The sequence below is a fragment of the Paenibacillus sp. MDV22-iso6 genome (assembly GCF_058408365.1).
In genome coordinates this window covers 1-25,977 of the sequence record NZ_JBZVDZ010000004.1, presented here as the reverse complement: position 1 = coordinate 25,977, position 25,977 = coordinate 1, and the positions used below count along the sequence as shown (strand labels likewise).

General features: G+C 47.2%; 24 protein-coding genes and 2 tRNA genes. 24 read left to right on the top strand and 2 right to left on the bottom strand.

The window, feature by feature from the left end; genetic code table 11:
- The first annotated feature begins 43 nt into the window (after nt 1-43).
- The 22 genes from pyrC to AC4PM4_RS12065 all read left to right on the top strand — a co-directional run bounded on the left by pyrC (nt 44) and on the right by AC4PM4_RS12065 (nt 22,169).
- Complete coding sequence (gene pyrC, locus AC4PM4_RS12170; protein WP_491613693.1) at nt 44-1,348, top strand: dihydroorotase; 1,305 nt, start codon at nt 44-46, stop codon at nt 1,346-1,348.
- A 405-nt stretch (nt 1,349-1,753) separates the two neighbouring features.
- On the top strand, nt 1,754-2,896 hold the full coding sequence (gene carA / locus AC4PM4_RS12165; protein WP_063567867.1) for a glutamine-hydrolyzing carbamoyl-phosphate synthase small subunit: 1,143 nt from the start codon (nt 1,754-1,756) through the stop codon (nt 2,894-2,896).
- Nucleotide 2,897: 1 nt separating this feature from the next.
- Nucleotides 2,898-6,116, top strand: a complete 3,219-nt coding sequence (gene carB / locus AC4PM4_RS12160; protein ID WP_063567868.1) for a carbamoyl-phosphate synthase large subunit — start codon at nt 2,898-2,900, stop codon at nt 6,114-6,116.
- A gap of 111 nt (nt 6,117-6,227) precedes the next feature.
- A complete protein-coding gene (pyrF, locus tag AC4PM4_RS12155) occupies nt 6,228-6,968 on the top strand; it encodes an orotidine-5'-phosphate decarboxylase (RefSeq protein WP_072734472.1) in 741 nt (246 codons plus the stop codon).
- Nucleotides 6,965-7,606, top strand: coding sequence for an orotate phosphoribosyltransferase (pyrE, locus tag AC4PM4_RS12150; protein ID WP_062326374.1), 642 nt, complete (start codon nt 6,965-6,967; stop codon nt 7,604-7,606). The genes pyrF and pyrE overlap by 4 nt, the downstream gene beginning before the upstream one ends.
- A 289-nt stretch (nt 7,607-7,895) precedes the next feature.
- Nucleotides 7,896-8,816, top strand: a complete 921-nt coding sequence (locus tag AC4PM4_RS12145) for an ABC transporter ATP-binding protein (RefSeq protein WP_256863706.1) — start codon at nt 7,896-7,898, stop codon at nt 8,814-8,816.
- Nucleotides 8,779-9,894, top strand: a complete 1,116-nt coding sequence (locus AC4PM4_RS12140) for an efflux RND transporter periplasmic adaptor subunit (protein ID WP_491613692.1) — start codon at nt 8,779-8,781, stop codon at nt 9,892-9,894. The genes AC4PM4_RS12145 and AC4PM4_RS12140 overlap by 38 nt, the downstream gene beginning before the upstream one ends.
- Nucleotides 9,894-12,800, top strand: coding sequence for an ABC transporter permease (locus AC4PM4_RS12135; protein ID WP_491613691.1), 2,907 nt, complete (start codon nt 9,894-9,896; stop codon nt 12,798-12,800). Before AC4PM4_RS12140 ends, AC4PM4_RS12135 begins: the two co-directional genes overlap by 1 nt.
- Before the next feature lie 2 nt (nt 12,801-12,802).
- Nucleotides 12,803-13,666: an ABC transporter ATP-binding protein gene (locus AC4PM4_RS12130; protein WP_063567873.1), complete on the top strand. Its 864-nt coding sequence runs from the start codon at nt 12,803-12,805 to the stop codon at nt 13,664-13,666.
- Between the two features lie 21 nt (nt 13,667-13,687).
- Nucleotides 13,688-15,142, top strand: a complete 1,455-nt coding sequence (locus tag AC4PM4_RS12125) for an ABC transporter substrate-binding protein (protein WP_063567874.1) — start codon at nt 13,688-13,690, stop codon at nt 15,140-15,142.
- Between the two features lie 132 nt (nt 15,143-15,274).
- Nucleotides 15,275-15,439: a hypothetical protein gene (locus AC4PM4_RS12120; protein WP_162842468.1), complete on the top strand. Its 165-nt coding sequence runs from the start codon at nt 15,275-15,277 to the stop codon at nt 15,437-15,439.
- Between the two features lie 71 nt (nt 15,440-15,510).
- Nucleotides 15,511-15,584, top strand: a tRNA-Met gene (locus AC4PM4_RS12115).
- Between the two features lie 56 nt (nt 15,585-15,640).
- Nucleotides 15,641-15,714: transfer RNA gene (locus AC4PM4_RS12110), tRNA-Ile, on the top strand.
- A 244-nt stretch (nt 15,715-15,958) separates the two neighbouring features.
- On the top strand, nt 15,959-16,327 hold the full coding sequence (locus AC4PM4_RS12105) for a hypothetical protein (protein WP_063567875.1): 369 nt from the start codon (nt 15,959-15,961) through the stop codon (nt 16,325-16,327).
- Between the two features lie 23 nt (nt 16,328-16,350).
- Nucleotides 16,351-17,583 (top strand): beta propeller repeat protein, encoded by a 1,233-nt coding sequence (locus tag AC4PM4_RS12100; protein WP_090953422.1) that lies wholly within the window; start codon nt 16,351-16,353, stop codon nt 17,581-17,583.
- 187 nt (nt 17,584-17,770) lie between these two features.
- A complete protein-coding gene (locus AC4PM4_RS12095; RefSeq protein ID WP_063567877.1) occupies nt 17,771-17,968 on the top strand; it encodes a hypothetical protein in 198 nt (65 codons plus the stop codon).
- Between the two features lie 139 nt (nt 17,969-18,107).
- Nucleotides 18,108-18,530, top strand: a complete 423-nt coding sequence (locus AC4PM4_RS12090; protein WP_063567878.1) for a hypothetical protein — start codon at nt 18,108-18,110, stop codon at nt 18,528-18,530.
- A gap of 238 nt (nt 18,531-18,768) precedes the next feature.
- Complete coding sequence (locus tag AC4PM4_RS12085) at nt 18,769-20,325, top strand: hypothetical protein (RefSeq protein ID WP_072734467.1); 1,557 nt, start codon at nt 18,769-18,771, stop codon at nt 20,323-20,325.
- An 81-nt stretch (nt 20,326-20,406) separates the two neighbouring features.
- Entirely contained in the window at nt 20,407-20,577 is a 171-nt protein-coding gene (locus AC4PM4_RS12080) for a hypothetical protein (protein WP_157258415.1), read from the top strand.
- A gap of 171 nt (nt 20,578-20,748) precedes the next feature.
- Nucleotides 20,749-21,429, top strand: coding sequence for a hypothetical protein (locus AC4PM4_RS12075; RefSeq protein WP_491613690.1), 681 nt, complete (start codon nt 20,749-20,751; stop codon nt 21,427-21,429).
- A 116-nt stretch (nt 21,430-21,545) separates the two neighbouring features.
- Entirely contained in the window at nt 21,546-21,668 is a 123-nt protein-coding gene (locus AC4PM4_RS12070; protein WP_079696179.1) for a sporulation protein YjcZ, read from the top strand.
- Nucleotides 21,669-21,839: 171 nt separating this feature from the next.
- A complete protein-coding gene (locus AC4PM4_RS12065) occupies nt 21,840-22,169 on the top strand; it encodes a DUF1904 family protein (RefSeq protein WP_063567881.1) in 330 nt (109 codons plus the stop codon).
- A gap of 72 nt (nt 22,170-22,241) precedes the next feature.
- On the opposite strand, the gene AC4PM4_RS12060 is transcribed toward AC4PM4_RS12065, so the two are convergent.
- Both AC4PM4_RS12060 and AC4PM4_RS12055 read right to left on the bottom strand, forming a co-directional pair.
- Entirely contained in the window at nt 22,242-23,444 is a 1,203-nt protein-coding gene (locus AC4PM4_RS12060) for an MFS transporter (RefSeq protein ID WP_090953419.1), read from the bottom strand.
- Between the two features lie 144 nt (nt 23,445-23,588).
- Nucleotides 23,589-23,777: a DUF6199 family natural product biosynthesis protein gene (locus AC4PM4_RS12055; protein ID WP_053784205.1), complete on the bottom strand. Its 189-nt coding sequence runs from the start codon at nt 23,775-23,777 to the stop codon at nt 23,589-23,591.
- A 303-nt stretch (nt 23,778-24,080) separates the two neighbouring features.
- Between AC4PM4_RS12055 and AC4PM4_RS12050 the strand changes: the two genes are divergently transcribed.
- Nucleotides 24,081-25,229 carry a sensor histidine kinase gene (locus AC4PM4_RS12050; protein ID WP_090953417.1) on the top strand — a complete coding sequence of 383 codons (1,149 nt, stop codon included), beginning with the start codon at nt 24,081-24,083 and terminating at the stop codon, nt 25,227-25,229.
- Nucleotides 25,230-25,341: 112 nt separating this feature from the next.
- On the top strand, nt 25,342-25,824 hold the full coding sequence (locus AC4PM4_RS12045; protein WP_079696176.1) for a NucA/NucB deoxyribonuclease domain-containing protein: 483 nt from the start codon (nt 25,342-25,344) through the stop codon (nt 25,822-25,824).
- Nucleotides 25,825-25,977 lie beyond the last annotated feature (153 nt).

Genomic DNA, 25,977 nt, shown 5'->3' with positions numbered 1-25,977 from the left:
GGCTTGTCTGGCAAGTCGGACAGAACCGAAGCGGAGGGCAATTATGCTACAGATTATAAAGAACGCGAACATCTTGAATCATCAAGGGGAACTTGAACGGAAAACGATCATTATAGATGAAGGAAAAATTCAAAAGATCGCTGGAGTGGAAGACGAAGCGGTACTGAAAGCAGAGCAATCAGCGCATAGCGTAACCGATGCTTCAGGCAAACTGGTCATTCCCGGTTTGATTGATATGCACGTGCATCTGCGTGAACCTGGATTCGAGCATAAAGAGACGATCGAGACGGGTGCCCGTTCGGCAGCACAAGGTGGTTTTACAACGATTGCATGTATGCCAAACACAAGACCGGTAACCGACAGCGCAGATGTCGTTAAGTTGGTTTTGGATAAAGCCAAAGAAGCCGACCTGGTTAAAGTACTGCCTTATGCAGCTATTACGAAGAACGAGCTTGGACGTGAACTTACGGATTTCGCCGCATTGAAAGAAGCGGGTGCGATTGGATTCACGGATGATGGGGTGGGCGTACAAAACGCTCAAATGATGAAAGATGCTATGAGCCTCGCAGCAAGTATGGATATGCCAGTCATCGCTCACTGCGAAGACGACTCATTGGTAGTTGGCGGATATGTGACAGAAGGCGAGTTTTCGAAGCGTCATGGTATCAAAGGTATCCCTAATGAATCCGAGGCCATCCACGTAGGCCGTGATATCCTGCTTGCAGAAGCAACGGGAGTTCACTACCACGTCTGCCACGTAAGTACGGAGCAGTCGGTTCGCTTGATTCGTCTGGCGAAGTCCATCGGTATTAAAGTAACTGCTGAGGTATGTCCGCACCATCTGGTATTGTCGGATGAGGATATCCCAGGTATGGATGCCAACTGGAAGATGAACCCGCCCCTACGCTCACCACGCGACGTGCAAGCTTGTATCGAAGGTTTGCTGGACGGAACGCTGGATATGATCGTTACCGATCACGCGCCGCATAGCGAAGAAGAGAAAGCAAAAGGTATGGAGCTGGCACCGTTCGGTATCGTTGGATTCGAGACGGCTTTCCCGCTGTTGTACACGAAGTTTGTGGAAACAGGGCTTTGGAGCCTGGACTTCCTCGTGAAACGCATGACATCTGATCCGGCAAGGGTATTCCGACTGGATACTGGCAAGCTGGAAGAGGGAGCACCAGCGGATATCACGATGATTGACCTGAACGAGGAAAAAGCGGTTGATCCTGCAACGTTCGCAACCAAAGGAAGAAACACACCATTCACAGGCTGGAAGCTGAAAGGCTGGGCCACACAAACATGGGTGGACGGCAAAAGCGTGTGGAAAAACACGGTACAACAGTAAAACGGCACCTTGCTGAACCGCTACATCAATTACATCATCAGGTTTTGAATAATTGATCAAACAACTAGTCTTCATAGCTTTAAATTAACAATGTATAGACCAGTAACAACTTTACAACTAACTCGAGGCAGACCATGCCGAGAGTCAAACATACGAAACAAAGAAAAGTTGAATAATGCTTTTGAACATGGACACCAACGTAACTGTGGAGTGGGCAGAAAGAACCCGAAGAAGCAAAGCGTTCGCCTTTATCACCGGATTACTCCATTTGAAGAATGGGATCAAAGTAATCCGGGGATAACAGCGATCAAAGGGTTTTCTGCCCACGGAGCCGCACCAAACGTAACGTCCCCCATGTTCAACTCAAAGTATTCAACGTTGATAAACACAGAGGAGTGAAATGGGATGCAGGCACAGGCAAGATTATTGTTGGAAGACGGCACACTGTTCACCGGGAAAGCATTCGGTGCTGAAGGTGAAACAACAGGTGAGGTCGTTTTTAATACGGGAATTACAGGCTATCAAGAGGTGCTTTCGGATCCTTCTTATTGCGGTCAAATCGTAACCATGACGTACCCACTGATTGGTAACTACGGCATTACGCGTGACGACTTCGAGTCGATTCGTCCATTCGTACATGGTTTTGTGGTACGTCGTCATGAGCCGACACCAAGTAACTGGCGTGCGGAATACAGCGTAGACGATTTGCTTAAAGAGTATGGCATCGTAGGAATCAGCGAGATTGATACACGGATGCTGACTCGCCGGATTCGTCACCACGGCACAATGAAAGGAATTCTCACAACAGGATCGAAACCTGTGGAAGAGTTGCTGGAGATGATGGGAGACACCAGCATCGCTGAGCTGCGTAACCAGGTTCCTATGACTTCTACTCAACATGTTTACAACAGCCCGGGAACGGGTGAACGCATTGTATTGGTTGACTACGGTGCCAAAACAGGGATTTTGCGTGAACTCAGCAAACGTAACTGTGACGTTGTTGTAGTTCCGCATGATGTAACAGCGGACGAAATCCGCCGCATGAACCCGGATGGCATCCAGCTGTCCAACGGCCCTGGGGATCCGAAAGACGTTCCTCACGCGGTTAAAATGATCAGTGAACTGCTCGGCGAATATCCGATCTTCGGAATCTGCCTGGGGCACCAACTGTTCGCACTTGCGGCAGGAGCCGATACAGAGAAACTCAAGTTTGGACACCGCGGCGGAAACCACCCGGTTAAAGAACTGGAGAGCGGACGTTGCTTCATCACATCCCAGAACCACGGTTACACCGTAAACGAAGAATCCGTGAAAAATACGGAGCTTGAAGTGACACATATCAACAATAATGATAAGACCATTGAAGGTCTGAAACATAAAACATTCCCGGCGTTTTCCGTTCAGTATCACCCGGAAGCAGCGCCAGGGCCATATGATAACAGCTATCTGTTTGACCGCTTCATCGAGATGATTCGGGAGCACAAGATTACTCACCCGCAACAGCCGCGTCAAGCCGTATTGGCAGCCGCAGTGAAAGGAGCACAATAACATGCCGATTAACAAAGATCTCAAAAAAATCCTGGTGATTGGTTCAGGTCCAATCGTCATCGGTCAAGCGGCCGAGTTCGACTATGCCGGTACACAAGCATGCCAGGCACTGAAAGAAGAAGGCGTGGAAGTTGTACTCATCAACAGCAACCCGGCTACGATTATGACGGATACCAACATGGCTGATAAAGTGTACATTGAACCGATTACACTGGATTTTGTAACGCAAATCATTCGTCAGGAACGTCCAGACGGTTTGCTGCCAACCCTTGGCGGTCAAACGGGTCTGAACATGGCTGTGGAACTGGCACGTGCTGGCGTCCTTGAGCGTGAGAATGTCAAACTGCTCGGAACACAGCTCACATCCATTGAGAAAGCGGAAGACCGTGATTTGTTCCGTGATCTGATGCGTGAACTGGAACAGCCTGTACCCGAGAGTGTAATCGTAACAACACTTGAGGAATCACTTGATTTTGCGAATGAGATTGGTTATCCAATCATCGTCCGTCCAGCCTACACGCTTGGTGGAACAGGCGGCGGGATCTGTTCCAACGAAGAAGAACTGCGCGAAACCGTAGCAGCAGGAATTCGTTACAGCCCGATCGGGCAATGTCTGGTGGAGAAAAGCATTGCTGGCATGAAAGAAGTCGAGTATGAGGTTATGCGTGACAAGAACGATAACTGTATCGTAGTCTGCAACATGGAAAACTTTGACCCGGTAGGTGTTCATACAGGTGACAGTATCGTTGTGGCACCAAGCCAGACGCTGTCTGACCGTGAATATCAAATGCTGCGCTCAGCTTCCCTGAAAATCATCCGTGCCCTCAACATCGAAGGTGGATGTAACGTACAGTTTGCGCTTGATCCGCACAGCTTCCAGTACTATGTTATCGAAGTTAACCCACGGGTAAGCCGCTCTTCGGCACTAGCTTCCAAAGCAACGGGCTATCCAATTGCTAAGATGGCTGCCAAAATTGCCATGGGTTACACACTGGACGAAATCGTGAACCCGGTAACAGGCCAAACATATGCATGCTTTGAGCCAACACTGGACTATATCGTGAGCAAAATCCCACGCTGGCCGTTTGACAAGTTTATCTCAGCGAACCGCAAACTGGGTACACAGATGAAAGCGACAGGCGAAGTTATGGCGATTGGCCGTACATTCGAAGAGTCAATTCATAAAGCTGTTCGTTCCCTGGAAATCGGCGTACACCGTCTGTATCTGAAAGATGCCGAAACCCTGGATGAAGCAACGCTGAACGAGCGTCTGGTCAAAGCCGACGATGAGCGTATCTTCCTGATCGCTGAAGCATTCCGCAGAGGGTATACATTGCAACAGCTTCAAGATCTGACGAAGATTGACTGGTGGTTCCTGGATAAACTCGAAGGGCTGATCCGCTTCGAAGATCGCATTCGTGAGGAATCCGAATTGTCCTCCGAAACCTTGTATCAAGCGAAGCGTCTTGGCTTCACAGACCGTGCCATTGCTGAGCTGCGGGCTGAAGGTCAACCAGGAGGTACGCTGACGAAAGAAGCTGAAATCAGAGCACGTCGTGAAGAGGAAAACCTTCGCCCAGTCTACAAAATGGTAGATACATGTGCAGCTGAGTTTGAAGCAACAACGCCATATTACTACTCTACTTACGAAACTGAGAATGAAGTCATTCCTTCAGATAAGAAAAAAGTAGTCGTACTTGGTTCTGGTCCAATCCGGATCGGTCAAGGGATTGAGTTTGACTACTCCACAGTACACGCGGTATGGGCTCTGCAAAAAGCAGGCTATGAAGCAGTTATCATCAATAACAACCCGGAGACGGTGTCTACGGACTTTAATACATCGGATCGCTTGTACTTTGAACCCCTGTTCTTCGAAGATGTAATGAACGTTATCGAACAGGAACAGCCGGTAGGTGTTATCGTACAGTTTGGTGGTCAAACAGCAATCAACCTGGCAGCACCACTACGTGCCGCTGGTGTAACGATTCTCGGAACAGATCTGGAAAACATTGATGAGGCAGAGGATCGCAAGAAGTTCGAGCGTTTGCTCTCCCGTCTGGAAATTGCACAACCAAAAGGAAAAACAGTCATTTCGGTAGATGATGCGGTTGAAACGGCTCAAAGTCTGGGTTACCCGGTACTGGTTCGCCCTTCCTATGTACTCGGCGGTCGTGCGATGGAGATTGTATACTCCGATGCAGAATTGCTGACATATATGGAGCAGGCGGTTAAAATCAATCCGGAGCATCCGGTCCTGATCGACCGTTACATGATGGGTAAAGAGGTTGAGGTTGACGCGATCTGTGATGGTGAAACGGTATTGATTCCGGGTATCATGGAGCATATCGAGCGCGCAGGGGTTCACTCCGGTGACTCCATCGCGGTTTATCCGCCACAGCACCTGTCCCAGGATCTCAAAGAGAAAATTGTAGAGATTACAATCAAGATTGCAAAAGAACTGAAAACGATCGGTTTGGTTAACATCCAGTTTGTTATCCATAAGGGTCAAGTGTACATCATCGAGGTGAACCCGCGTTCATCCCGTACAGTACCTTTCCTGAGCAAAGTAACTAACATTCCGATGGCGAACCTGGCAACACAAGCCATTCTGGGCGTGAAGCTGAAAGACCTCGGATATGTCGACGGTCTATGGCCTGAATCGGATCATGTTTCCGTAAAAGTTCCGGTCTTCTCCTTCGCGAAGCTGCGTCGTGTGGAACCAACGCTTGGACCTGAGATGAAATCCACAGGTGAGGTTATGGGCCGTGACCCGAATTACGCTAAAGCGTTGTTCAAAGGTCTTATCGGTGCAGGCATGAAGATCCCGGCCACCGGAGCAATCGTGGTAACGGTAGCGGACAAAGACAAAGAGGAAGCTGTTCCACTGCTTGAAGGTTTCTATAGACTGGGATACAAAATCATGGCTACCGGAGGTACGGCAGCTGCGCTTGAAGCAGCGAACATTCCGGTGACGACGGTGAACAAATTAAGTGAAGGTTCGCCGAACATTCTCGATATGATCCGCAGCGGCGAAGCAAACTTTGTGTTCAATACGCTGACCAAAGGCAAAACCCCGCAGCGTGACGGATTCCGTATTCGTCGTGAGGCGGTAGAGAACGGGATTGTATGTATGACTTCACTGGATACGATCCGTGCCCTGTTGATCATGCTGCAAACGATCAACTTCTCCTCTGAGGCTATGCCAGCTCTTGTAAAATAAATAAGACGATTTGTCACTGATCAAGGACATCAGTCAGCCTTCGGGCTGGCGGGATGTCCTTTATATCGGGCAAAAACGGAAAAATCAAGCTTTTGGAAGGAGCGCTGGAATATGAATCACCCGAATTTCAACGAAATGGCTGGCCGTCTGATGGTGGCACTCGATTATCCCGCAGCGGAGCAGGCTCAGGAATTAGTACAAGCCTTAGAAGGCATTCCCTGTTATCTGAAGGTGGGCATGCAGCTGTTCTACGCCGCTGGCCCGGACTTCATTCGCGAGCTGAAGTCGAAGGGGTACTCGGTATTCCTTGACGTGAAGATGCATGATATTCCAAACACGGTTCGTGGGGGTGCTGAAAGCATCACCCGTCTGGGAGTGGATATGTTCAATGTGCATGCAGCTGGAGGTACAAGCATGATGCGTGCTGCCCGTGAAGGTGCTGAGGCGGCTCTAGCTGCTGATCCTTCTCTTCGCAGACCTGAGATTATTGCGGTTACCCAGCTGACCAGTACCAGCCAGGAAACGATGAATGCTGAGATCGGCATCCAGGGAAGCGTTGAGGCAGCAGTAGTCCGTTATGCAGGACTAGCCCATGAGGCAGGTCTTGATGGCGTCGTTGCTTCCCCGTTGGAAGTACCGGCGATCCGCGCAGCCTGTGGCAGTGATTTTCACACGGTCACACCAGGCATCCGCCCAGCGGGAAGTGGCCTCGGAGACCAGACTCGTGTCCTGACGCCAGGTGAAGCCATTGCCAGAGGCAGCCATTACATTGTTGTAGGCAGACCAATTACGGGCGCTCCCAATCCACGTGAAGCAGCAGAAACCATTTTGAAGGAGATGTTAAACGCATGATCGAACTTACTGAGATTCCTAACCATATTGCTTCCCAACTGTTGAAAATTAAAGCGGTGGCGCTGCGTCCGCAGCAGCCATTTACCTGGACATCCGGCATCAAATCACCAATCTATTGTGATAACCGTCTAACGATGTCTTATCCCGAGATTCGTAACGACATTGCTGAAGCCTTTGCTGCGATCATTCGTGATCAATATCCCGATGCAGAAGTCATCGCAGGTACAGCAACCGCGGGTATCCCGCATGCTGCCTGGGTGGCGCAAAAGCTGAATCTGCCGATGGCATACATTCGTGATAAAGCCAAAGGACATGGCAAAGAGAACCTGATTGAAGGACTGATCACTGAGGGGCAGAAGGTTGTTGTCATTGAAGACCTGATCTCGACAGGTGGCAGTTCAATCAAAGCCGCTGAAGCAGTACGTGTAGCCGGGGCGACTCCATTGGCTGTACTGGCGATTTTCAGCTATCAGCTCGACAAAGGAATTAAAGCTTTTGAAGAAGCGGGAATTCCGCTGCAAACCTTGTCCAATTACACAGCTCTGATGGATGTGGCTTTGGCTGAGGGTACGATCCAGGAGAGTGATTTTGAACTGCTCAAATCCTGGCGTGAAGATCCTTCTTCATTTGGTAAATAATATCATTCACACCCGACTGAACAGTTTGATTGTGAACGGTATCAAAATTGTAATGATTGCCGCCATAGAGGCAAATACATTGAATATTCAAGAGGCATCCCGCACTTTGGGGTGCTTTTTTCGTTTGTTCATCAAAATATTAACTTTTTCACTGGAACGTTGTAAAAAGCTTGTAACTTTTAGTTGTGATCCGTCGTTTATAATGCAGTGTAGTATGGAATAGATTTCTATTTTTAGTGTCTTGATGAAGTGAACGGGATATGAAGAAAGGATGAGCGTGATTGCTGGCATGAAGAATTTATTTTCCAAAATCAGACCTGCCAAGAGCCAGTCAGGCGAGGACAGTGCGGTCGGACTCACGGAGCAGCAGGAACCAGTCGGGCAGGAGGAATCGGCATACATAAGTGAACCGCAGAATACATCCATCGACCCGCACGACATAACCAATGAAACAAGCCAAGAGGAAGTTGCGGTTGCAGCAGCTGAACCTGAAGTGAAGTCCAAGCCCTCCAAGAAGGATCTGTTGCCTCCATATGAAGGACCTGTGCTGGAGGTTCGCAATGTTCATCGCAGTTTCCAGACGGGTAGCCGTATTATTCATGTGCTCAAAGGCATCGATATGGAAGTGAACCCGCAACAGCTGGTGATGTTGAAAGGGCGGTCGGGCTCAGGGAAAACGACGCTGCTCAATATGCTGGGTGGGCTGGATCAGCCATCCAGTGGAGACATTCTGTTCTCCGGCCAGCCTCTTCAAGATTGGGGAGACCGGCGGCGGACCGCTTTGCGGCGCAGAGAAATTGGTTTTATTTTTCAGGCGTATGCGCTTATGCCCTTGTTGTCTGCTTGGGAAAATGTAGAGCTGTCGCTGCGCATGGCGGACGTGCCGCGTTCGGAATGGAAGGACCGGGTAGGTCATTGTCTGGATCTGGTCGGACTAACCAAACGGGTCAAGCACCGTCCATTCGAGATGTCCGGGGGAGAGCAGCAGCGGGTGGCCATCGCCAAGGCGATAGCCCACAGACCGAGATTATTGCTCGCGGATGAGCCGACAGCTGAACTCGATTCCAAAATGGGAGCACAGGTTATGGCTGTATTTCGCAATATTATTGAAGTTGAACAAGTAACGATCTGTATGACTACACACGATCCTACGATTTTGGAGGTTGCGGACCATGTTTATGAAATGGCGGACGGCAGATTTATCAAGTAAAGGGGCCGCTCCGAAGAGGGGGAAACGCGCAGCGCTTATTGTGCTTAGTGCGATAGTGGCTGCAACGATGGCCGGCTGCTCTTTGCTGCCGGCTGAGACAGAGGAAGAAGTACTTCCGCCAATTACACCGCCAACGATCTCCAAGAAGCCGGAATATGAAGTTCGGACAGAGACGCTGGAGAAGAAAGTAAGCGGAAGCGGCAAGATGATGAGCCAGCGGGAAGAAAAGGTGTATTTTACGCTGGACGGTATGCATATCAAAGAGTTGAATGTAAAACCAGGGGATAAAGTGAAAAAAGGTCAACTTCTCGCTGTTCTTGATGTAGAGAGCGTGGAGAAGGAAATCCGGGCCAAAAACCTGCAGATTCGCAAATCGGAAGTGCAAATGAAGGAAACGCTTCGCAAACGGGATGAGATGGACCCGGTAGAGTTCGAAGAGTCCACGATTGCCTTTGAAGAACTTCGTCAGGAACTCGCCGATCTGGAGGATCAGTTGGGTAAAGCCACTTTGACCGCTCCATTCGGTGGAACAGTCATTGCTGTGCAGGTGGAGAAGGGCGCGGCTGTCAAAGCTTATGACCCGATTGCGACCATAGCAGATACATCCAACCTGGTTGTCGCAGCTACGTTTGCCAAGGAAGATTTGGAAAAGTTCTCGGCTGGCATGAAGGCGGATGTGGACATTAATGGGGCAGGCAAAGTGGCTGGCAAAGTTAAAGTGATGCCTGTTGCCCAAGCATCGGGTAGTGGAAGTGGTAACGGCGGAGGTTCGGGGGAAGGCGGAACGCCTCCAGCGAAAGAAAGCCTGGATCAATATGTTATCGTCTCGCTGGCGAAAATGCCCAAAGGGGTTGAACGCGGTACACCTCTAACGGTTTCGATTGTCACGCAGCGAACAGAGAACGCGATTGTCATTCCAGTATCCGCTCTGCGCTCCATCGGTTCAAGAACGTACGTGCAAGTGGTGGAGAGTGATGGAAGCAAGCGTGAAGTGGACGTAGAAGTTGGGCAGCAGACATCCACGGATGTGGAGATTCTGAAAGGTCTGACCGTTGGACAGAAAGTAGTGGGCCGCTAATGGGGCTGCCATTGCTTCGACTGTTGTTCCGCAAAATGTGGAACACTCGCTGGATGACGTTCAGCACACTGATCGGACTGATTGTGGCGGTAGCGTTCACCGTTAGTATTCCGATGTATGCCGATGGTGCGCTGAAGCGGGTCGTGGCCCAGACGCTGCAGGATAACAGTGAGGGACTGCCAGCCGGCTCGTTGCTCATGAGTTACCAGGCACCTGGTGGTGTGAAGACAGACACACGTGGTCTGGAAGAGGTGGATCGATATATTCGCGAGGATGTGCCCCGTGACATTGGATTTCCTTTTCATACGTATGTGAACTCCCGCTCCATCCGCAGCACGGAAGTGAACCCGGAAGACCCAACCAAAGTGGATGCCAGCCGGGTCCGCAGCATGAGTCTGGGGACGATGACAGGCCTGGATGCACAGGTTAATTATTCTGCGGGAGTGAAGCCGGGCAACCAGGTCAAGGACGATACGATTGAAGCGGTCATGCTCGAAGAGGGCATGTATCGTAACGATCTGCATATCGGAGATGTTCTGGAATATCCGATTTACAGCGGTCTCGATATTACGTTGCGTGTGAAGATTATAGGTTCTTTCAAAGCCGATGATCCTAGCAGCCCGTATTGGGTACAGGGATTTGACGGTATGATGAACGGACTATATGTGGATGAATCGGTATTTAATAATGTTTTGTTAAAGGAAAAAGGGATCCCTCTTCAGAATTCACGTTGGTATTATGCATTTGATCTGAAAGAGATTCAAACGAGCCAGCTCTCGGGATTGACCTCTGTGCTGGAAAGGCTGGATATCGATCTGTATCAGCGGTTGAAGGATACGAAAGTGGACATCACCTTCGGGGATCTGCTGAAACAATTCCGCAGTCAGAGTCTGCAATTGCAGACCATGCTGTTCACACTGGCAGCACCGATGATTGCGATGGTCTTTTATTTTATTGCCATGAATGCCAGACAGTCGTTACAGAAGCAGGAAAGTGACATTGCGGTTCTGCGCAGTCGCGGAGCTTCTGCCCGGCAGATATTCTCTCTTTATCTGCTTGAAGGTATATTCCTGGGAGCGATTGCTCTTGTCATCGGACCGTTTCTTGGATGGTTTATGGCGAAAAGCATCGGTTCAGCGAGTGGATTCCTGTCGTTCGTGGATCGGAAATCCATTCCGATTGGAATATCGAAAGAAGCCTTCCTGCTTGGCCTTATCGCCGTGTTGGTGGCAATTATAGCTTCTCTCATTCCGGCAGTAACCTATGCGCGGGCGACGATTGTATCGGCTAAGCGGCGGCAAGCACGTACAGATCGTGCGCCGGTATGGCAGCGCTGGTTCCTGGATATCGCGCTGTTGGGGCTCGCCGGATATGGATACTACTTGTTCTATGAACGGCAAATGTTGACGTTCCAGACCGGAATGACGACAGATCAGCTTCAGGTACAGCCGTTTCTGTTCTTTGTACCGGCACTCGCGATCTTTGCACTGGGACTGTTCTTCTTACGATTGTTCCCGTGGATTTTGAAGTTGATTCAGCTGATCGGGCGCAAGTTTCTCCCGGTTCCACTGTATCTGACACTGACGCAGCTTTCACGTTCATCATCTTCTTATTATCCTTTGATGATCCTGCTTGTATTGACACTCGGACTCGGTGTGTATAACTCGGCGGCGGCTCGTACCATTGATCTGAACTCAACCGAGCGTACGTTATATCGCTATGGTTCGGATGTTATTATGCAGACGGTATGGGAAGGCACACCTGAGGTTAAGCCAACGGGTTCCGGACAAAACGGAGGTTCAGGCGGTGGACAGGGTGGAGGAAACGGTGGCGGTGGTTCTGGAGGCGGCGGTAACGGCGGCGGAGGTGGATCAGGTGGGGGCGGTGGTACTTCACAACCCACGAAGATGATCTATTCCGAGCCACCTTTTGAAGTGTTCCGCAGCCTGAATGGTGTCGAACATGCAGCGAGAGTGCTGCAAACGAAAGGCAACATTATTGTCTCTGGCAAATCAGGTGGACAGGGAATGCTGGTGGGGATCGACAATGTGGATTTTGCCCAAGTGGCGTGGTTCCGCAACGATCTGTTCCCGGCTCATCCTTATAAGTACCTTGACTTGCTTGGGAAATATGAAGGGGCCGTATTGATCTCTTCCAAATTTGCAGACAAATTCAAGCTCAAAACCGGAGACCTCGTCTCCATTGGTGTACAGGGTCAGGCGATTGAATTTGTTGTGTTTGGCATTATACCTTACTGGCCTGCCCAGTACCCGGATCAAATGCCGTTTTTCATTGCCAATCTGGATTACATCTATGATCAGGTGCCTCTGATTCCATATGAGGTCTGGTTGAAGATGGAGCCGGATGCCAAAGTTGCTCCTTTGATGGAGAAACTTGCAGCAGAAGGCATTGAGTTATCGTCTGTGCGCGATGTGCGTACAGAGCTGGTATCACAGGGCAAACATCCGTCAAGGGGTGGGGTGTTCGGCATACTGAGTCTCGGATTCCTTGTGTCGGTGATTATTTCCCTGATCGGATACATTCTGTACTGGTTCTTCAATCTATCCGGGCGTGTAGTACAGTTCGGTGTCCTGCGGGCGATGGGGTTATCCCGGGCACAATTGAGCGGTATGTTGCTGTTGGAGCAGGTGTTCACGGCGGGTCTGTCCATCATTCTCGGTATTGGCATTGGTCAGGTATCCAGCCGTCTGTTCCTGCCCTTCCTGCAAACGACAGATAATGTGTCCGCACAGGTACCTCCGTTCCGAATTGTATTTGAAGAGAAAGATATGTTGCAACTGTACGGCGTGACCGTGGTCATGCTGATCATTGGAGCAACGATGCTGCTGTGGCAAATCCGCAGGCTGCGAGTTCACCAGGCAGTCAAAATGGGAGAGGAGAGGTAAACGTGATCCAATGCGAAGGACTTGTCAAAATTTTTAAATCCAGCGATGTGGAAGTCGTTGCCCTTCAAGGTCTCAATCTGACTGTCAATCAAGGTGAAATGATGGCTATTATCGGTAACAGTGGTAGTGGTAAATCCACATTGCTCAACATTCTGGGTGGACTTGATCGTCCAACAGCCGGTACAGCCGTTGTCGGGGATTGGGATTTGCTGAAAATGACAGACGCCCAATTGGTGGAGTACAAACGTCATACCGTAGGGTTCATTTGGCAAAATAACGGCCGTAACCTGCTGCCATACCTTACAGCACTGGAAAACGTGGAAACGCCCATGATTTTGGGAGGCAAGCGCGATCGCGCATATGCCATGCAGCTGCTGGAGTGGGTTGGACTGAAGGATCGCATGCACAACAAGCTGCATCAATTATCCGGTGGTGAGCAGCAGCGGGTAGCGATTGCCATCTCGCTATCAAATCGCCCCAAGCTGCTGCTTGCCGATGAGCCGACAGGTTCGGTGGATTCAGAGACATGTGATACCATCATGGGCATTTTTCGTAAAATGAACAAGGAACTCGGGGTCACGATTGTGATTGTTACTCATGATCTAACCCTTGCTGGTAAGGTGGACCGGATCGTGGCGATTCGGGACGGCTTGACCAGCACCGAGTTTGTGAAACGTAATCCGAATCTGGATGACGAACATGGCTTATCGGAGGCAGGAGCCCCGGATATTCATGAAGCTTTTGTCATTATCGACCGGGCGGGACGACTTCAGGTGCCCAAGGAGTATCTGGAGGCGCTGTCCATTGATAATCGTGCCACATTGGAATTTGACGGTGAACGTATTGTCATTACACCGCCAAGATAATTTTAGAGGGGGAATTGGGAGATGAAGAACAGGTTTTGGGGAAAACGAGTGCTGGCCGTGTTGGCTACAGCTAGTCTGGCATTGCCGCTGCTTGCGGGTTGTACAGCGAGTGAGTCCAAGGATAACGAGCAGCGTGTATTGCGTGTAGCGACGTTATGGGGTGGCCAGGATGACAGCTATTTCCGTCAGCAGTTTACCGATGCTTTTGAATTGACACATCCAAATATAACGATTGAAGTTGTACCTGCGGTAGATCAGGGCAGCATGTATGGCTATGGTAACCAGGAAGAGCAGAAGGACATTCCGGATACGATGGAAAGCTTGAAGAAGATTATGACAGGGGATAACCCGGTAGATGTCATCGTGGCGGATACGGCGACAGTCAAGTCGTTGATTCAGGAAAACATGGTGAAACAACTGGACCCACTGATGCAGGAAGACAAGTTTGATACTACGGATATTGTGCCAAGTGTTCTCGAAGGAATTAAGGATTTGGGAGATCAGAGCATCTACGCTTTGACACCAACGTTCTCCTCTTCCGCTTTGTTCTATAACAAGGGTATGTTTGAGAAAGCAGGCGTGGAGCCTCCAACGGATAATATGACTTGGGATGATATTTTCAACCTGGGTACACGCCTTACCAAAGGTGAAGGAAAAGACCATGTATTTGGTTTCTCTTTCAGTACCTATCAAGGCGGTTCTCCATACTATACGATGTCCCAGTATTATAACTCTTTGCAGCTGAAAATTTTTGATGACAAAGCGGAAAAAATGACTGTAGATTCTCCTCAATGGGAGAAAGTATGGAGCACGATAAGCAAGCTCGCCTTAGATAAAGTCATCCCTAAAGGAGACGAACCGCAGGATAGTCAGGATGAGAGTGGACGTTATAATCCGCTTCAGGGTGATCTGTTCCTGAGTGGCAAAACAGCCATGGTGATTGGAGATTACAGCTACATTAATCAGTTGATTGATGCCAATAAAAATGCAGATAAAATGAAAGACTTTACGAAGGTAGACTGGGATGTTGTTACACCTCCAGTTCATCCGGAGGCTCCTGAAATCGGAGGCAACATTTATCTGAGCAATCTTATGGCCATTAATAGTTCAGCTCAGAACCCTGATGATGCATGGGAATTGATTAAGTATATGAACAGTGAAGACTGGGCGAAAATCAAAGCACGCAGCAGTTATGAGATGGTTTCACGGAAGAGCTTTATTAAACCGAAGGATGGCTTGGATTACAATATCCAGGCGTTCTATACACTGAAACCTATACCTCCGACCAATACGAACTTGGATAAAATGTATCAAAAAATGCCGAACCTGTGGCAAGTAAGTGACAAGGGTATGGAATACTTCAATCAAGTTCTTGCGAACAAAAAAACACCAAAAGAAGCGCTTGGTGAATGGGCAGCCAAAGGGAACGAGATGCTGGAGAAATTGAAAAAGAACCCTAAAGCCACATTTCAATAAAAGTTAGATGATCTTGTGAAAAAATCATAGATGCAGCCGCTGGAGATTTATATCTTCGGCGGCTATTTTTATGGAATTGGGGTATTCTACAAAAGCAGGGATAAATGATGACTTCAAGAAAGGACGAGTGGAATGCACTGGGTATATTTCAGCAAATTGTATACAACCAAATTTCAGGCAGGGTGTCTTGCAAAACGGATGGAGCAGGATGGGTGGATTTACGGTCATAACGAGCCAGCTGAAGTGGAAGTATATCGTTCAAAAAAAGGGCGGTATGGCGTACGCTTCATTCCCTAACATTACCCCTTGACATGTGGGGCAGGTATGGTGTATATTAATTAAGTCGCTGTTTTAATATTTCTTACTGACGCGGGGTGGAGCAGCCCGGTAGCTCGTCGGGCTCATAACCCGAAGGCCGCAGGTTCAAATCCTGCCCCCGCAATTTAGTTTTACTGGATGATTCACAGCCATCATCTGAACGTTATACATTTTTGTTCAGGGCCCTTAGCTCAGTTGGTTAGAGCGGTCGGCTCATAACCGATTGGTCACAGGTTCGAGTCCTGTAGGGCCCATTCTCTCAAAACCCTTGCGTAGCAAGGGTTTTTTTCTATTGTTATAAACTCAAAACTGATATTAACTGAGCCTTGGAATAAAGCCTGCAAAAGTTCGATGGTGATGAGCATCATCATTCGTTGCTGCTTCATCAAGGCTTTTTTGTTGTATGTCCCCTTCAACAAAGAATCCGTACTACTTTAAATGATAGGGGCGTACAAATAGTGTAGTTAATCTGTGGTTCAAAGAGGAGGGATAGTTCGATTGCCAAACTCTACAGGGTTGATCTACAATTCGCCAACAGGTGGAAGTGTGGCTACTCAGATTCTTGTGACTTGTTTAAATGATTCTCTTGATATTCCTGTAAATATAGAGATAGAAGTGTTTAAATGGGACACTACTCAAAATGCCAGAATTCCAATCGGGCACGATTTATTTCAAGTAGGCCCCCAGGCATCTCGGACCTTGATTTATGCTCTAAACGATGCAGCATTTTATGAAGTTCAAGCAGATTTCTTTAGTGCTACAAGTACGATTATTCATGCATATGGTATTGATTCTACAGGTAATATTATTCAACGTGTTTTACAGTCAGAAATGATATTAATTGACCGGTTTACGAATATTCCTTAATCTTTGGAATGGAGATGAGGTACTTGCCCGTTGTAAATATCACAGGAGCACTCGGTGGAAACCAATTTGAACCCTCGATTGCTTCCAACGAGTTACTTCCGAATATCATGTGTGCGGTTGCTGTTGACACAAGTACAGGACCTACACTTATCGGCGTTTATCGTTCTACTGACAGTGGACAGACATGGTCAACGACAACTATGCAGCAGCCTGCCGGGTATGCAGGCGCTGAAGCACCAACCATTGATTACACATTTCCGAGTACGTTTATAGTGACAGTTCACATATTTAACGGTGATAATGACGGTACAATCATCAGTTACACATCCCTGGATGATGGGGTGACCTGGACTCCTCCCGTGTTTGTGAACAAGGGATATGGCCTTATCGTTCATAATGATGAGCCGTTTATAGCAGTGGATCGAACACCTGGAAGCCCTTATCGGGGGAATGCGTATGTGGGGTACACCCCTCTTGCTACATTGGCTTCGTCCACATTTTTGCAAAGGTCATTAGATCAGGGGACAACGTGGGAGATTCCGAGCCGAATTTCAAGCCCAAGAGGTTTCCATGACAGAAGTTCTATAGCTATAGGTTTTACTGGTGAGGTATATGCAGGATATATTACTACAGGGCCGGATAGTCCGTACGCACTGCTTCGCATCTCCTACGATGGAGGGGCTACGTTCCAGCCGCCAATTGAACGACAATCCACATGGATTGCTTCTGTTGTCCCTGCCCCATCTCCTTTACCTGTCACGAATTATGCTTTTCGCGTGCAGACGAACCTGAGCTTGGGAGCTGACATATCCAATGGAACCTTTAGTGGTAAAGTCTATGCAACCTGGAATGATGCGCGGAATGGATACACCGACATTTTCCTATGCAGCTCACCGGATGGGCTTCTATGGTCAGATCCCGTAAGCATTACTGGAGCCCCTGTTGGTTCTCAAAATTTCTTTCCCTCCATTACTGTATCGCCATTCACAGGAACTGTAAGGGTTATTTATTATTCCAATCAGATTGACGGGTTTCTTTTAGATGTGTTTGTTGCTGAATCGTTTAACGGAGGAGCTACCTTTGCGAATCGCCGACTCACAACGACTTCGTTTAACCCCAACGGCAATTCACCGGTGCCTACCGTATTAATTGGTGATTATATCACCGCTACAACGTATGCTCCCGATAATTTGGCTGCAGTTTGGATGGCAACCACTCCGCCCACTGGAAAATTGGACGTTTACTTTGGAAGTTGATTAGATTACTTTAAAGTGATGAGGGAATTACTTAATAATTCACTGTGAGAAAGCTCTGTTAGCATAATGCTAGCAGAGCTTTTTTATGGCAGGCGAATGCTAACGAAATTGCAAACAAAGCTGATAAAATAAATATATGGTATAATTGTTAAAATATATGTTATAAAGGTGGTGACAATTTAAAGTTATGAATGGTGCTAGTGCTGTGGGTTTTGTAGGGATTTTAACTATATTTATTTTCATTGGTTTGGTAGGTCTGATTTTATATGCTGTGTTTTCAATGGCAATAAAAAGATCTGGTTTAAGGGAGGAAATCTCAGGTTTGAAGCAAGAGATTCGATTATTAAAAGAGAGATTGGAGAAAAACGAACATAACTTCGATTAAGAAATTCTGGAGGCACTACCGTAGCAATACGGGCAGTGTCTTTTTCATATGCCCTTTTTTCTAAATATCAGTGTCTGTCCATGCCATATCTCAAATCTCACATATACTATCATATCCCCGACAGAAGGAGGTAGATTTCATGAGTCAATTTCTTGATGCTAGAACATCGCAGAATGCGAGTTTGGCGAACTCCATTGCTATCCCGATTCTCGTAATCAATACTCCTCAACTGTTTGGTCAGATTGGTCTGCAAACAGCTGGTGCTGGTGCAAACCCACGGGTACAATTCAAAGGAACTGTATCAGTGCAGCTTCCATTAGCCCTCGTAGGTGTAACGATAACAATTGTCAGAGGGACCTTAGCAACGGATCCTGTCATCTATTCTGCAACGTCTACGTTCAGCTTGAGCATTCTGGCTCCTCAGGTCATTACGTTCTCAGCGGATGATTTCAATCCACCAATAACACCTCAGTTGACGTACACTGCATTTATCAGCTCTAACTTGCTGGGTACGATCCGTGTAGGACCTGAGAACTTTGATGGAGCCGTATATTCGGACTAACGTTGAGCGCCCTTGCCAACAGTTCGTTATAGAAGGAGTATAAATGTATTAACGAGCATTGCCTGCCTTGAGAAAGGCAGGTTTTTTCTATTTTACAGGAGTGTGGTTTAGCACTTCATTGGATCAGGCATCGTTTATGATATAATGCGTTAGAGATTAAGGGAACGGTCTATGAGAAGATGGAATGGAAATTCCGAAATGTCGATGAAATTATGAATGGAAAGCAGGTTTTCAACCAATGATGCAAAACGAAGGACAACGATTCCGCTTCAGTGAAGCTCCGGTATGGGACTGGCAGCGGGCATATTATGAACAGAAAGGGCTGCACGCTTGGACCGAGAATCAGGTTCCGCAATATATTACGAGTAACCCCATGATTGCAATGGCGTATGCCGAGATGATTTTTGGTTTTCTTCAAGATCTCGCCAGCAAAGGAAAGACGGCCGAGACAGTGACCATTCTGGAACTTGGAGCGGGCGTAGGCCGCTTGGCGCACCAAATTCTGTTCAAACTGACAGAGTTGAAAGATTTTGCAGGCGTGCAGCTGCCAGCTTTTCGATATGTAATGACCGATCTGGTCGAAGATAATGTATTGGGCTGGAGAGAGCATCCGTCCATGCAATCCTTTATTGACCAAGGAATACTGGATTTCGCACGTTTTGACGCGATAGAGGACACCGAGTTGAATCTGGTAGTGGCGGATACAGTTATTCGACCGGGCGATCTGAAGCAACCTTTGCTGTTGATTGCCAATTACTTTTTTGACAGCATTCCACAGGAATTAATTTATGTCGGTGAGGGTGAGATATACGAGTGTGACATACTCCTCCAATCTCCAGAATCTGCTCTTCATTCGGAGCCTGCCGAGTTGCTGAAAAACATGATACTGAGTTATGAATACCGCCGTGCACCTGAGTACAGTGCAGAAGACTATCCGTATCAAGGGCTTATCGCTCTGTACAAGGAAGAGTTGGAGGATTCGCACATTATGTTCCCGGCAATCGGTCTGTCCTGTCTCGAACGATTGAATAGGTTATCAGATTCAGGATATGTGTTAATTACTGCGGACAAAGGTGACCATCGACTGGACAACTGGAAGTTTGCCGAGCCTCCTGAATTTGTACTTCATGGAAGTTTTTCTTTAACGGCAAATTATCATGCCATTCAATATGTATTGGAACAGCAAGGAGCCCACACTCGTTTCACAACACATCATTATAAAGATCTGAACGTTGGATGTATGTTGATGGTGGACGAACCACTGGGGTACATAAACACTCGTCTGGCGTATCACCGATTTGTTGAACGTTTTGGACCCGATGATTTCTTCAGTATGAAAGAATGGATGGATCATCAGGTAGAGCGGATGGAATTGAAGCAGATTATACCGTTCTGGCGTCTGGGCGGATATGATGCTGAGTTTTTGATTCATAGTGCCAACCGGATTTCGAACCTTCTACCGGATGCAAGCGATGAGGAAATGCTTGATATTCAGTCTGGAATCCACATCATGTGGTCTTCATATTATGTAATGGAGCGGCTAGGAGATGTGGCGTTTCTTGTAGGTCAGCTGTTATATGGGATGTATATGTATGAGGACGCCAAGCGATTTCTGGAGCTGTCGTTAGGTACTGATTCGAGAAAACAGAACTCAGCTGTGCTGTACGACTTGGCTGTGTGTTGTTATGAACTTGAACTGGAAGAAGAAACACTGGCTTACACACGGAAAGTACTGGCTTTGGAACCTGATCATGAGGAAGCAATAGATTTGTTGAAAAGCTTCGAGTGTCTATAAAGATTGAAACTTACTTCTTTTCATCGTATTATTAGGATGATCACACAAAAATTTCCTGTATACGGAAGAGGAGATGAGTGCATGAAGAAGGTTCTGACCATTTTGCTGTATCCACTTGCGGCGGTTGTGGGAGCGTTGGGCGCAAATTCAGCTGCGACTGGTGATATGGTACTTTTTGCCAAAGATATAGCCACAGATCGAGGTTATGACGGGCAGGAGATTTATGATAGAATTGAACATAGAAATTCCTAACTACATATCATTTAAACTGTAAAAGTAATTGTTAGACGTAACGATATGCCAAAGACAATTACTCTTGAAGCGAAGTGCGGTGAGCAGGAATCCTGCCTGTACAACCTTTAAGCCGGTTTCGTACCTGATACAGGTATGAACCGGCTTTTATTCATGAATGGGGGATAAACGTTGAAGATTATTATTGGACAACCCAGGTTGGAACAACAATTGCTGCAGCTGGAAGCGGAATTGAAACAACATCCAGAAGCGGATGTGTTGTTCTTTCCTGAAGGCTACCTGAATCAGAACGTGGAAGAAGCTAGCCGTCTGGCGGCTGCATATCGAACGATGATTGTATCAGGTCATCGCAGGTTGGATGAACGTCCCAAGGACCGTACGATTATCATTAACAAGGCTGGGGAGACTGTATTGGAGAAAGCGAAGTATACCGCTGCTGAGGTAGTTAAGGAACAGGACTGGACCATAAGCACATTGTTATGTGACGAACTGGTACTGCAAGGATTTCGCAACGAGAATATTGGCAGAGTGGATTTGATTATGCATTCCATTGGTGTGGGGATGTTCAGTGAAGAGCAGTATACAGAGTGGGTTGAAGAAGCGCGGCAGATGGCGATACAAAATCAATGCATTGTTATGGGGACCAGCCATGCGGACGGTTCATATCGTAACAGTGAAATTTCAATTCCAATCGCTTATTGTATTGCCCCGGATGGCCAAGTGGTTTTGGCGTCCAGAAACGATACACGTACTCGTTTGATTGTCCTGGAGAAACAAAATACACCAGACTTCTATCGTGAAGTATCGGGAAATGATGTGAACATCAACATCCAAGTCATTCCTTCGGCATAATTCAACTAACAGAATACACAATGATTGGGCCGGTTAGCTTGCCGTATAGCCCGGTCATTCATGTTAGAATCGACATATGTTATGGCATACCTTGAAATTCAAAGGAGGCCAATCAAATGAGTGAAGTTGGATACGGTTGTGGCGGCAATGTTGGTGGATTTGGCGGATGGACTTCCACAAGCGCAATTCTCGTACTCTTCATCCTGCTCGTAATCATCACTAAATCTTTCTGGCTGTAAGCCGCTGTAGAACAAGGTGAGACCCTGGTTGCGTGTATGCTCCGCTGAGACTTCAGCGGGGCTTTTCTGCGTTTCTATGAAAAAAATGATATGATGAAAGAGATTTGACAACCGAAAACAATGTGCTTAAAATCACATAAGAGACTAATAATAGAGATTGAAGGGATAGCAATGCCGTTTATTCGTTTTAAAGGATTCACAGGACCTCAGCTGGAGGAAGTTGTACCTCGCATCACGGAGCAATTTGCGTTGATTACCAATATTCCGCGGGAGAGAATGAAGGCAGAACGTCATGACGTACAAGCCCTTACTCCTTCTCCGGCTTCAGTAGAGATCTTGATGTTCCAACGTGATCAGGAGATTCATAATCGGATTGCTTCCTCAATGCAGGTTATTTTGGAAGAAGCGGATTTGCCTGATGTGCATATTTTCTTCAATATACTGTCACCCGCCCTGTATTATAAACAAGGCAAGCCGTTGACAGATTACCGATTGGATTGAGAATAAAATGGCTGCACCGATGATGTTCGGATGCAGCAGAGACGAGCAGATATGTGCTCGTCTTTTTTTGATTCAATCATTTTGCTCTTTAATTCGATTTAACCGGAAAGAGCACAGGGAGGATACGATGAATAAGGCACCGCCAATCAAATATACTAGCCGAATCCCCATTTGATCAGCAATCAGACCGAAGATTACCGTAGATATGCTCATGGAAGCTGAGAGAATAATTCCATGTGCTGCGTTTACTTTGGTCAGTGATTCGATGGGCACACGGGTCTGAAAAGCCGTCTGCTGAGCAATATCGCGGATCTGATAAGCAGGACCCATAAGCATACACAATAACAGAGCAAGCCAAGGAAGGCTGTTTAAACCGTATGCGATGGTCAGTAAGCTGAAGAGAAGAGAACCTATGGCCATACTGGAGATCAAGTGCTTTTGTATGCGAGTGGCCAAGGCGATGGCCAGAATTCCCCCAAGAATGGTGCCGGCAGAATAGCTGGAGTTGATAAGTCCCCACCAACCTTCCTCTTGGCCCAAAGCTTCTTTCACAAAAGCAAGCGTGATAGCACCGATCCAGATGGAGCCAGCAAGACCTTCAACCAGATCCATGAACGTTATCAGGCGCAACGATCGATTTTTCCAAAGGATAAGCCAACCTTCCCTTAATACATCCCATCTGGAAGTGGATTTCTCGACTTTTTCCTGCATATCGCGGGTAAGTGAACTGATCGTAATCATTAGAAGCAGGACAGCCCAGGATAAGCTTGTAGCCGCCCAGAATGTTTGTGAAGCCCCCCAGTGCATAACGATGAATCCTGTCATCGCATATCCAATGATCGTCACGGTCTGAGTAGAGAATGAGAGAAAACTATTCGCCTTCACCAGATCTTCTCCTTGAACCAATCGTGGAGTTAATGTGTTTATTAATGGAGATTCCCATCCGTCCAGGAACGAGAGGATCGCTATTCCCACCAGCAGAAGAGGAATGTGAGCAGTGAGATCGGTAAATGCGATGGCGATTCCGGTTATCATCAATGTTTTGGCTAAAGGAATGCTAATAATCAGCCTGGAGAATGCGAAACGGTTCACAAGCAGTGGTGCAGTGAACCCTGCGACGATACGAGCTGACATTTGAATGAATGGAAACAGCGCAGCGTAAAGGACAGACCCGGTCTGACCGTAAATAAACGTCGTGATAACCATGATATATATAACATTAATGAGAGAAAGCAGCGTTTTGGCAGCCCAATATGGATAAAATGCGATGTTCATGCTAAGGTGTCCTTTCCACAACGTTAATTATATATTACGGGTATCGTTGCAAACGCACCACAAACAAAGTTGTCATTTTCCCGTCATTGAAGCAGCAAAAAAGCAGCTGTCCCAAGGGATAGCTGCCGTTCTGGTTTCTATAATTCAAGCCACAACTAGCGTAAAAGCGATAAGCAGCATCAACAGACTGGTCATTCTGGTCATCGCCATATACGGTCTGCTGGGCTCAGCCTCTCCCCGAGAAATCCAGCCATAACGCAAGTACCAGCCAAATTTCGGGAAGCACAAATTAATGATACAAAGTGTCATGAATATAAAAAAGAGGGTTCTCATACCCGATCTTCCTTCCTCATTTTACATGACCGGCTCAAAATTAACGCTTACGTCTGGAGAAGAAGAAAACAAGCAAAATAATAATAATAACGATTAATAAAAATTTCATGAGTGACCCTCCTGATGACATGATAAGTTTTGTGAATGTATTAATCAGATATTACCCAAGGAACACATGGCTTGAATAACTATGTTACAATTAATTATATTGTTTTTATATAATCACATACCATCGGGTTATCGATAGCTGCATTAGGAGCATGAACACAACGCAACAAAGTTTGGTGAGATGAAGGAGGAAGCATGACTAAATACAATCAACTCGCTATACAATGGGAATTTATAATTTCTAAGATTAAATCTTCCGTGACCGTAGTCGATGCTACCTTGCCTGATTTTCCGCTAATGTATGTAAATGAATATTTTAGTGAATTAACCGGATATAGTGCGGAAGAGTCGATTGGACAGAATTGCCGGTTCCTGCAAGGGGCGGATACGGATCCGGAAACCGTACAGAAAATTCGCGAAGCATTGAAGAAGCATCAGTCGATCAAGACAGAGATTCTAAACTATACGAAGCATGGACAGAAATTCTGGAATGAACTGAATATTGATCCGATTTTCGATGATTCAGGGGAATGTTTGTTTTTTGTAGGGATTCAATACGATATTTCGGAGCGAAAATATGCTGAGCAGCAGTTACGTATGGCAGCTTCGCTGACAGAAATGAACAGTAGGGGACAGCTGGAGTTCATTGGGAAGCTGAACCATGAACTTCGCACGCCGCTGAACGGGATTATGGGCATGATCGAACTTGTGGGCATGGGTGACAACAGTGAGGAGCAAAAAGAGTACCTGGAGCTTGCGCGCCAGTCAGGGGAGGCTCTTCTGAACATTGTCAACAATAGTCTTGATATGGCCAAGCTGGGCAGAGGGAAAATGAGAGTGGAGCAAATCGAATTTCAGCCGTTAAAGCTGATTCAACAGATTATTAAAACGCATGAACCTGCGGCGCAGAATAAACAAATTCGCTTGCTCTGTCATGCGGATCTGACTACTCCTGATGTACTCACAGGTGATCCTCTGCGTCTCCGACAAGTGCTGGATAACCTGCTCAGCAACGCCATTAAATTCACGGAACAAGGTGAAGTGCAATTACAGATGGACGTTGAGGAGCGGCGAGGGGATACCGTTATTCTGGTATTCACTGTACATGACACCGGCATTGGCATTCCAGATAATAAAATCAATCAATTGTTTGAAGCATTCACGCAGACAGACATCTCTCATGCACGCAAATTTGGCGGCAGCGGACTTGGACTCACCATCTGCAAAGAGTTGCTCGAATTGATGGATGGTCAAATTTCGGTGGAGAGTACCGAGGGGAAAGGTACGAAGTTTGAGGTAACCTTGCCTTTACTTCGACAACAGGCGATTCCTAACGTAGGGTAGTCTATACAGAACGAACAGCCGGGAAGTGTCGGCTGTTTTTTTATGTTTTTTTATATTGTTTAGCGAACTGGCGTTCTGGTATAATGCAAGTGTTGAATGGGGGAGAAACAGCATGAGTAAAAGACGCAGAAGTAAAAGGAGCAAGGGCAAGCAACGATTTAAAAAGCAGATATTGACGCTGGTGGCCATGTTAATGGTAGCTCTCTATGCATGGGTTGGGGGAGAATGGTCTCTGGATATACCGTCCCAATTTGGAGGAAGCAAGGGGAGCGTAGATCATACCATCACATTCCCGGCCGAGCGCTATCCCGAAACGGCCAATCATATCAAGAAGGCCATCAAGGCAGGACATTCGGATGTATGCACCATTGATCGCAGTGGAGCTGAAGGTAATCGGGATTTGTCCCTCAAAGGTGTTCCGGTCAAAAAGGGGAAAGATCGGGATGAATGGCCAATGGCGATGTGTGCGGAAGGCGGAGCGGGTGCGGATATCCAATATATTAGTCCCAAAGATAATCGTGGTGCAGGCTCATGGGTGGGAAACCAGCTAAGTACATATCCGGATGGAACACGAGTAAAGTTTGTGGTGAAATAACGACGGACTATGAATGAGAAAGTAATTGATGGAGAAATGCCTTGGCTTTGAAAGAGTGTGGTGTAAAGTAAAAGGCAAAAATAAAACCAGACGTTGATTGAAGTGACCCCTTAAAGTTAGACAAATATTTTTATGCAACCTGTATGGCATGAA

What these genes read in the sequence shown, in the direction of transcription:
- pyrC (WP_491613693.1), top strand. Translation starts at nt 44, where the DNA reads ATGCTACAGATTATAAAGAACGCGAACATCTTGAATCATCAAGGGGAA.
- carA (WP_063567867.1), top strand. Translation starts at nt 1,754, where the DNA reads ATGCAGGCACAGGCAAGATTATTGTTGGAAGACGGCACACTGTTCACC.
- carB (WP_063567868.1), top strand. Translation starts at nt 2,898, where the DNA reads ATGCCGATTAACAAAGATCTCAAAAAAATCCTGGTGATTGGTTCAGGT.
- pyrF (WP_072734472.1), top strand. Translation starts at nt 6,228, where the DNA reads ATGAATCACCCGAATTTCAACGAAATGGCTGGCCGTCTGATGGTGGCA.
- pyrE (WP_062326374.1), top strand. Translation starts at nt 6,965, where the DNA reads ATGATCGAACTTACTGAGATTCCTAACCATATTGCTTCCCAACTGTTG.
- AC4PM4_RS12145 (WP_256863706.1), top strand. Translation starts at nt 7,896, where the DNA reads ATGAAGAATTTATTTTCCAAAATCAGACCTGCCAAGAGCCAGTCAGGC.
- AC4PM4_RS12140 (WP_491613692.1), top strand. Translation starts at nt 8,779, where the DNA reads ATGTTTATGAAATGGCGGACGGCAGATTTATCAAGTAAAGGGGCCGCT.
- AC4PM4_RS12135 (WP_491613691.1), top strand. Translation starts at nt 9,894, where the DNA reads ATGGGGCTGCCATTGCTTCGACTGTTGTTCCGCAAAATGTGGAACACT.
- AC4PM4_RS12125 (WP_063567874.1), top strand. Translation starts at nt 13,688, where the DNA reads ATGAAGAACAGGTTTTGGGGAAAACGAGTGCTGGCCGTGTTGGCTACA.
- AC4PM4_RS12120 (WP_162842468.1), top strand. Translation starts at nt 15,275, where the DNA reads ATGCACTGGGTATATTTCAGCAAATTGTATACAACCAAATTTCAGGCA.
- AC4PM4_RS12095 (WP_063567877.1), top strand. Translation starts at nt 17,771, where the DNA reads ATGAATGGTGCTAGTGCTGTGGGTTTTGTAGGGATTTTAACTATATTT.
- AC4PM4_RS12090 (WP_063567878.1), top strand. Translation starts at nt 18,108, where the DNA reads ATGAGTCAATTTCTTGATGCTAGAACATCGCAGAATGCGAGTTTGGCG.
- AC4PM4_RS12085 (WP_072734467.1), top strand. Translation starts at nt 18,769, where the DNA reads ATGATGCAAAACGAAGGACAACGATTCCGCTTCAGTGAAGCTCCGGTA.
- AC4PM4_RS12080 (WP_157258415.1), top strand. Translation starts at nt 20,407, where the DNA reads ATGAAGAAGGTTCTGACCATTTTGCTGTATCCACTTGCGGCGGTTGTG.
- AC4PM4_RS12070 (WP_079696179.1), top strand. Translation starts at nt 21,546, where the DNA reads ATGAGTGAAGTTGGATACGGTTGTGGCGGCAATGTTGGTGGATTTGGC.
- AC4PM4_RS12065 (WP_063567881.1), top strand. Translation starts at nt 21,840, where the DNA reads ATGCCGTTTATTCGTTTTAAAGGATTCACAGGACCTCAGCTGGAGGAA.
- AC4PM4_RS12060 (WP_090953419.1), bottom strand. Translation starts at nt 23,444, where the DNA reads ATGAACATCGCATTTTATCCATATTGGGCTGCCAAAACGCTGCTTTCT.
- AC4PM4_RS12055 (WP_053784205.1), bottom strand. Translation starts at nt 23,777, where the DNA reads ATGAGAACCCTCTTTTTTATATTCATGACACTTTGTATCATTAATTTG.
- AC4PM4_RS12050 (WP_090953417.1), top strand. Translation starts at nt 24,081, where the DNA reads ATGACTAAATACAATCAACTCGCTATACAATGGGAATTTATAATTTCT.
- AC4PM4_RS12045 (WP_079696176.1), top strand. Translation starts at nt 25,342, where the DNA reads ATGAGTAAAAGACGCAGAAGTAAAAGGAGCAAGGGCAAGCAACGATTT.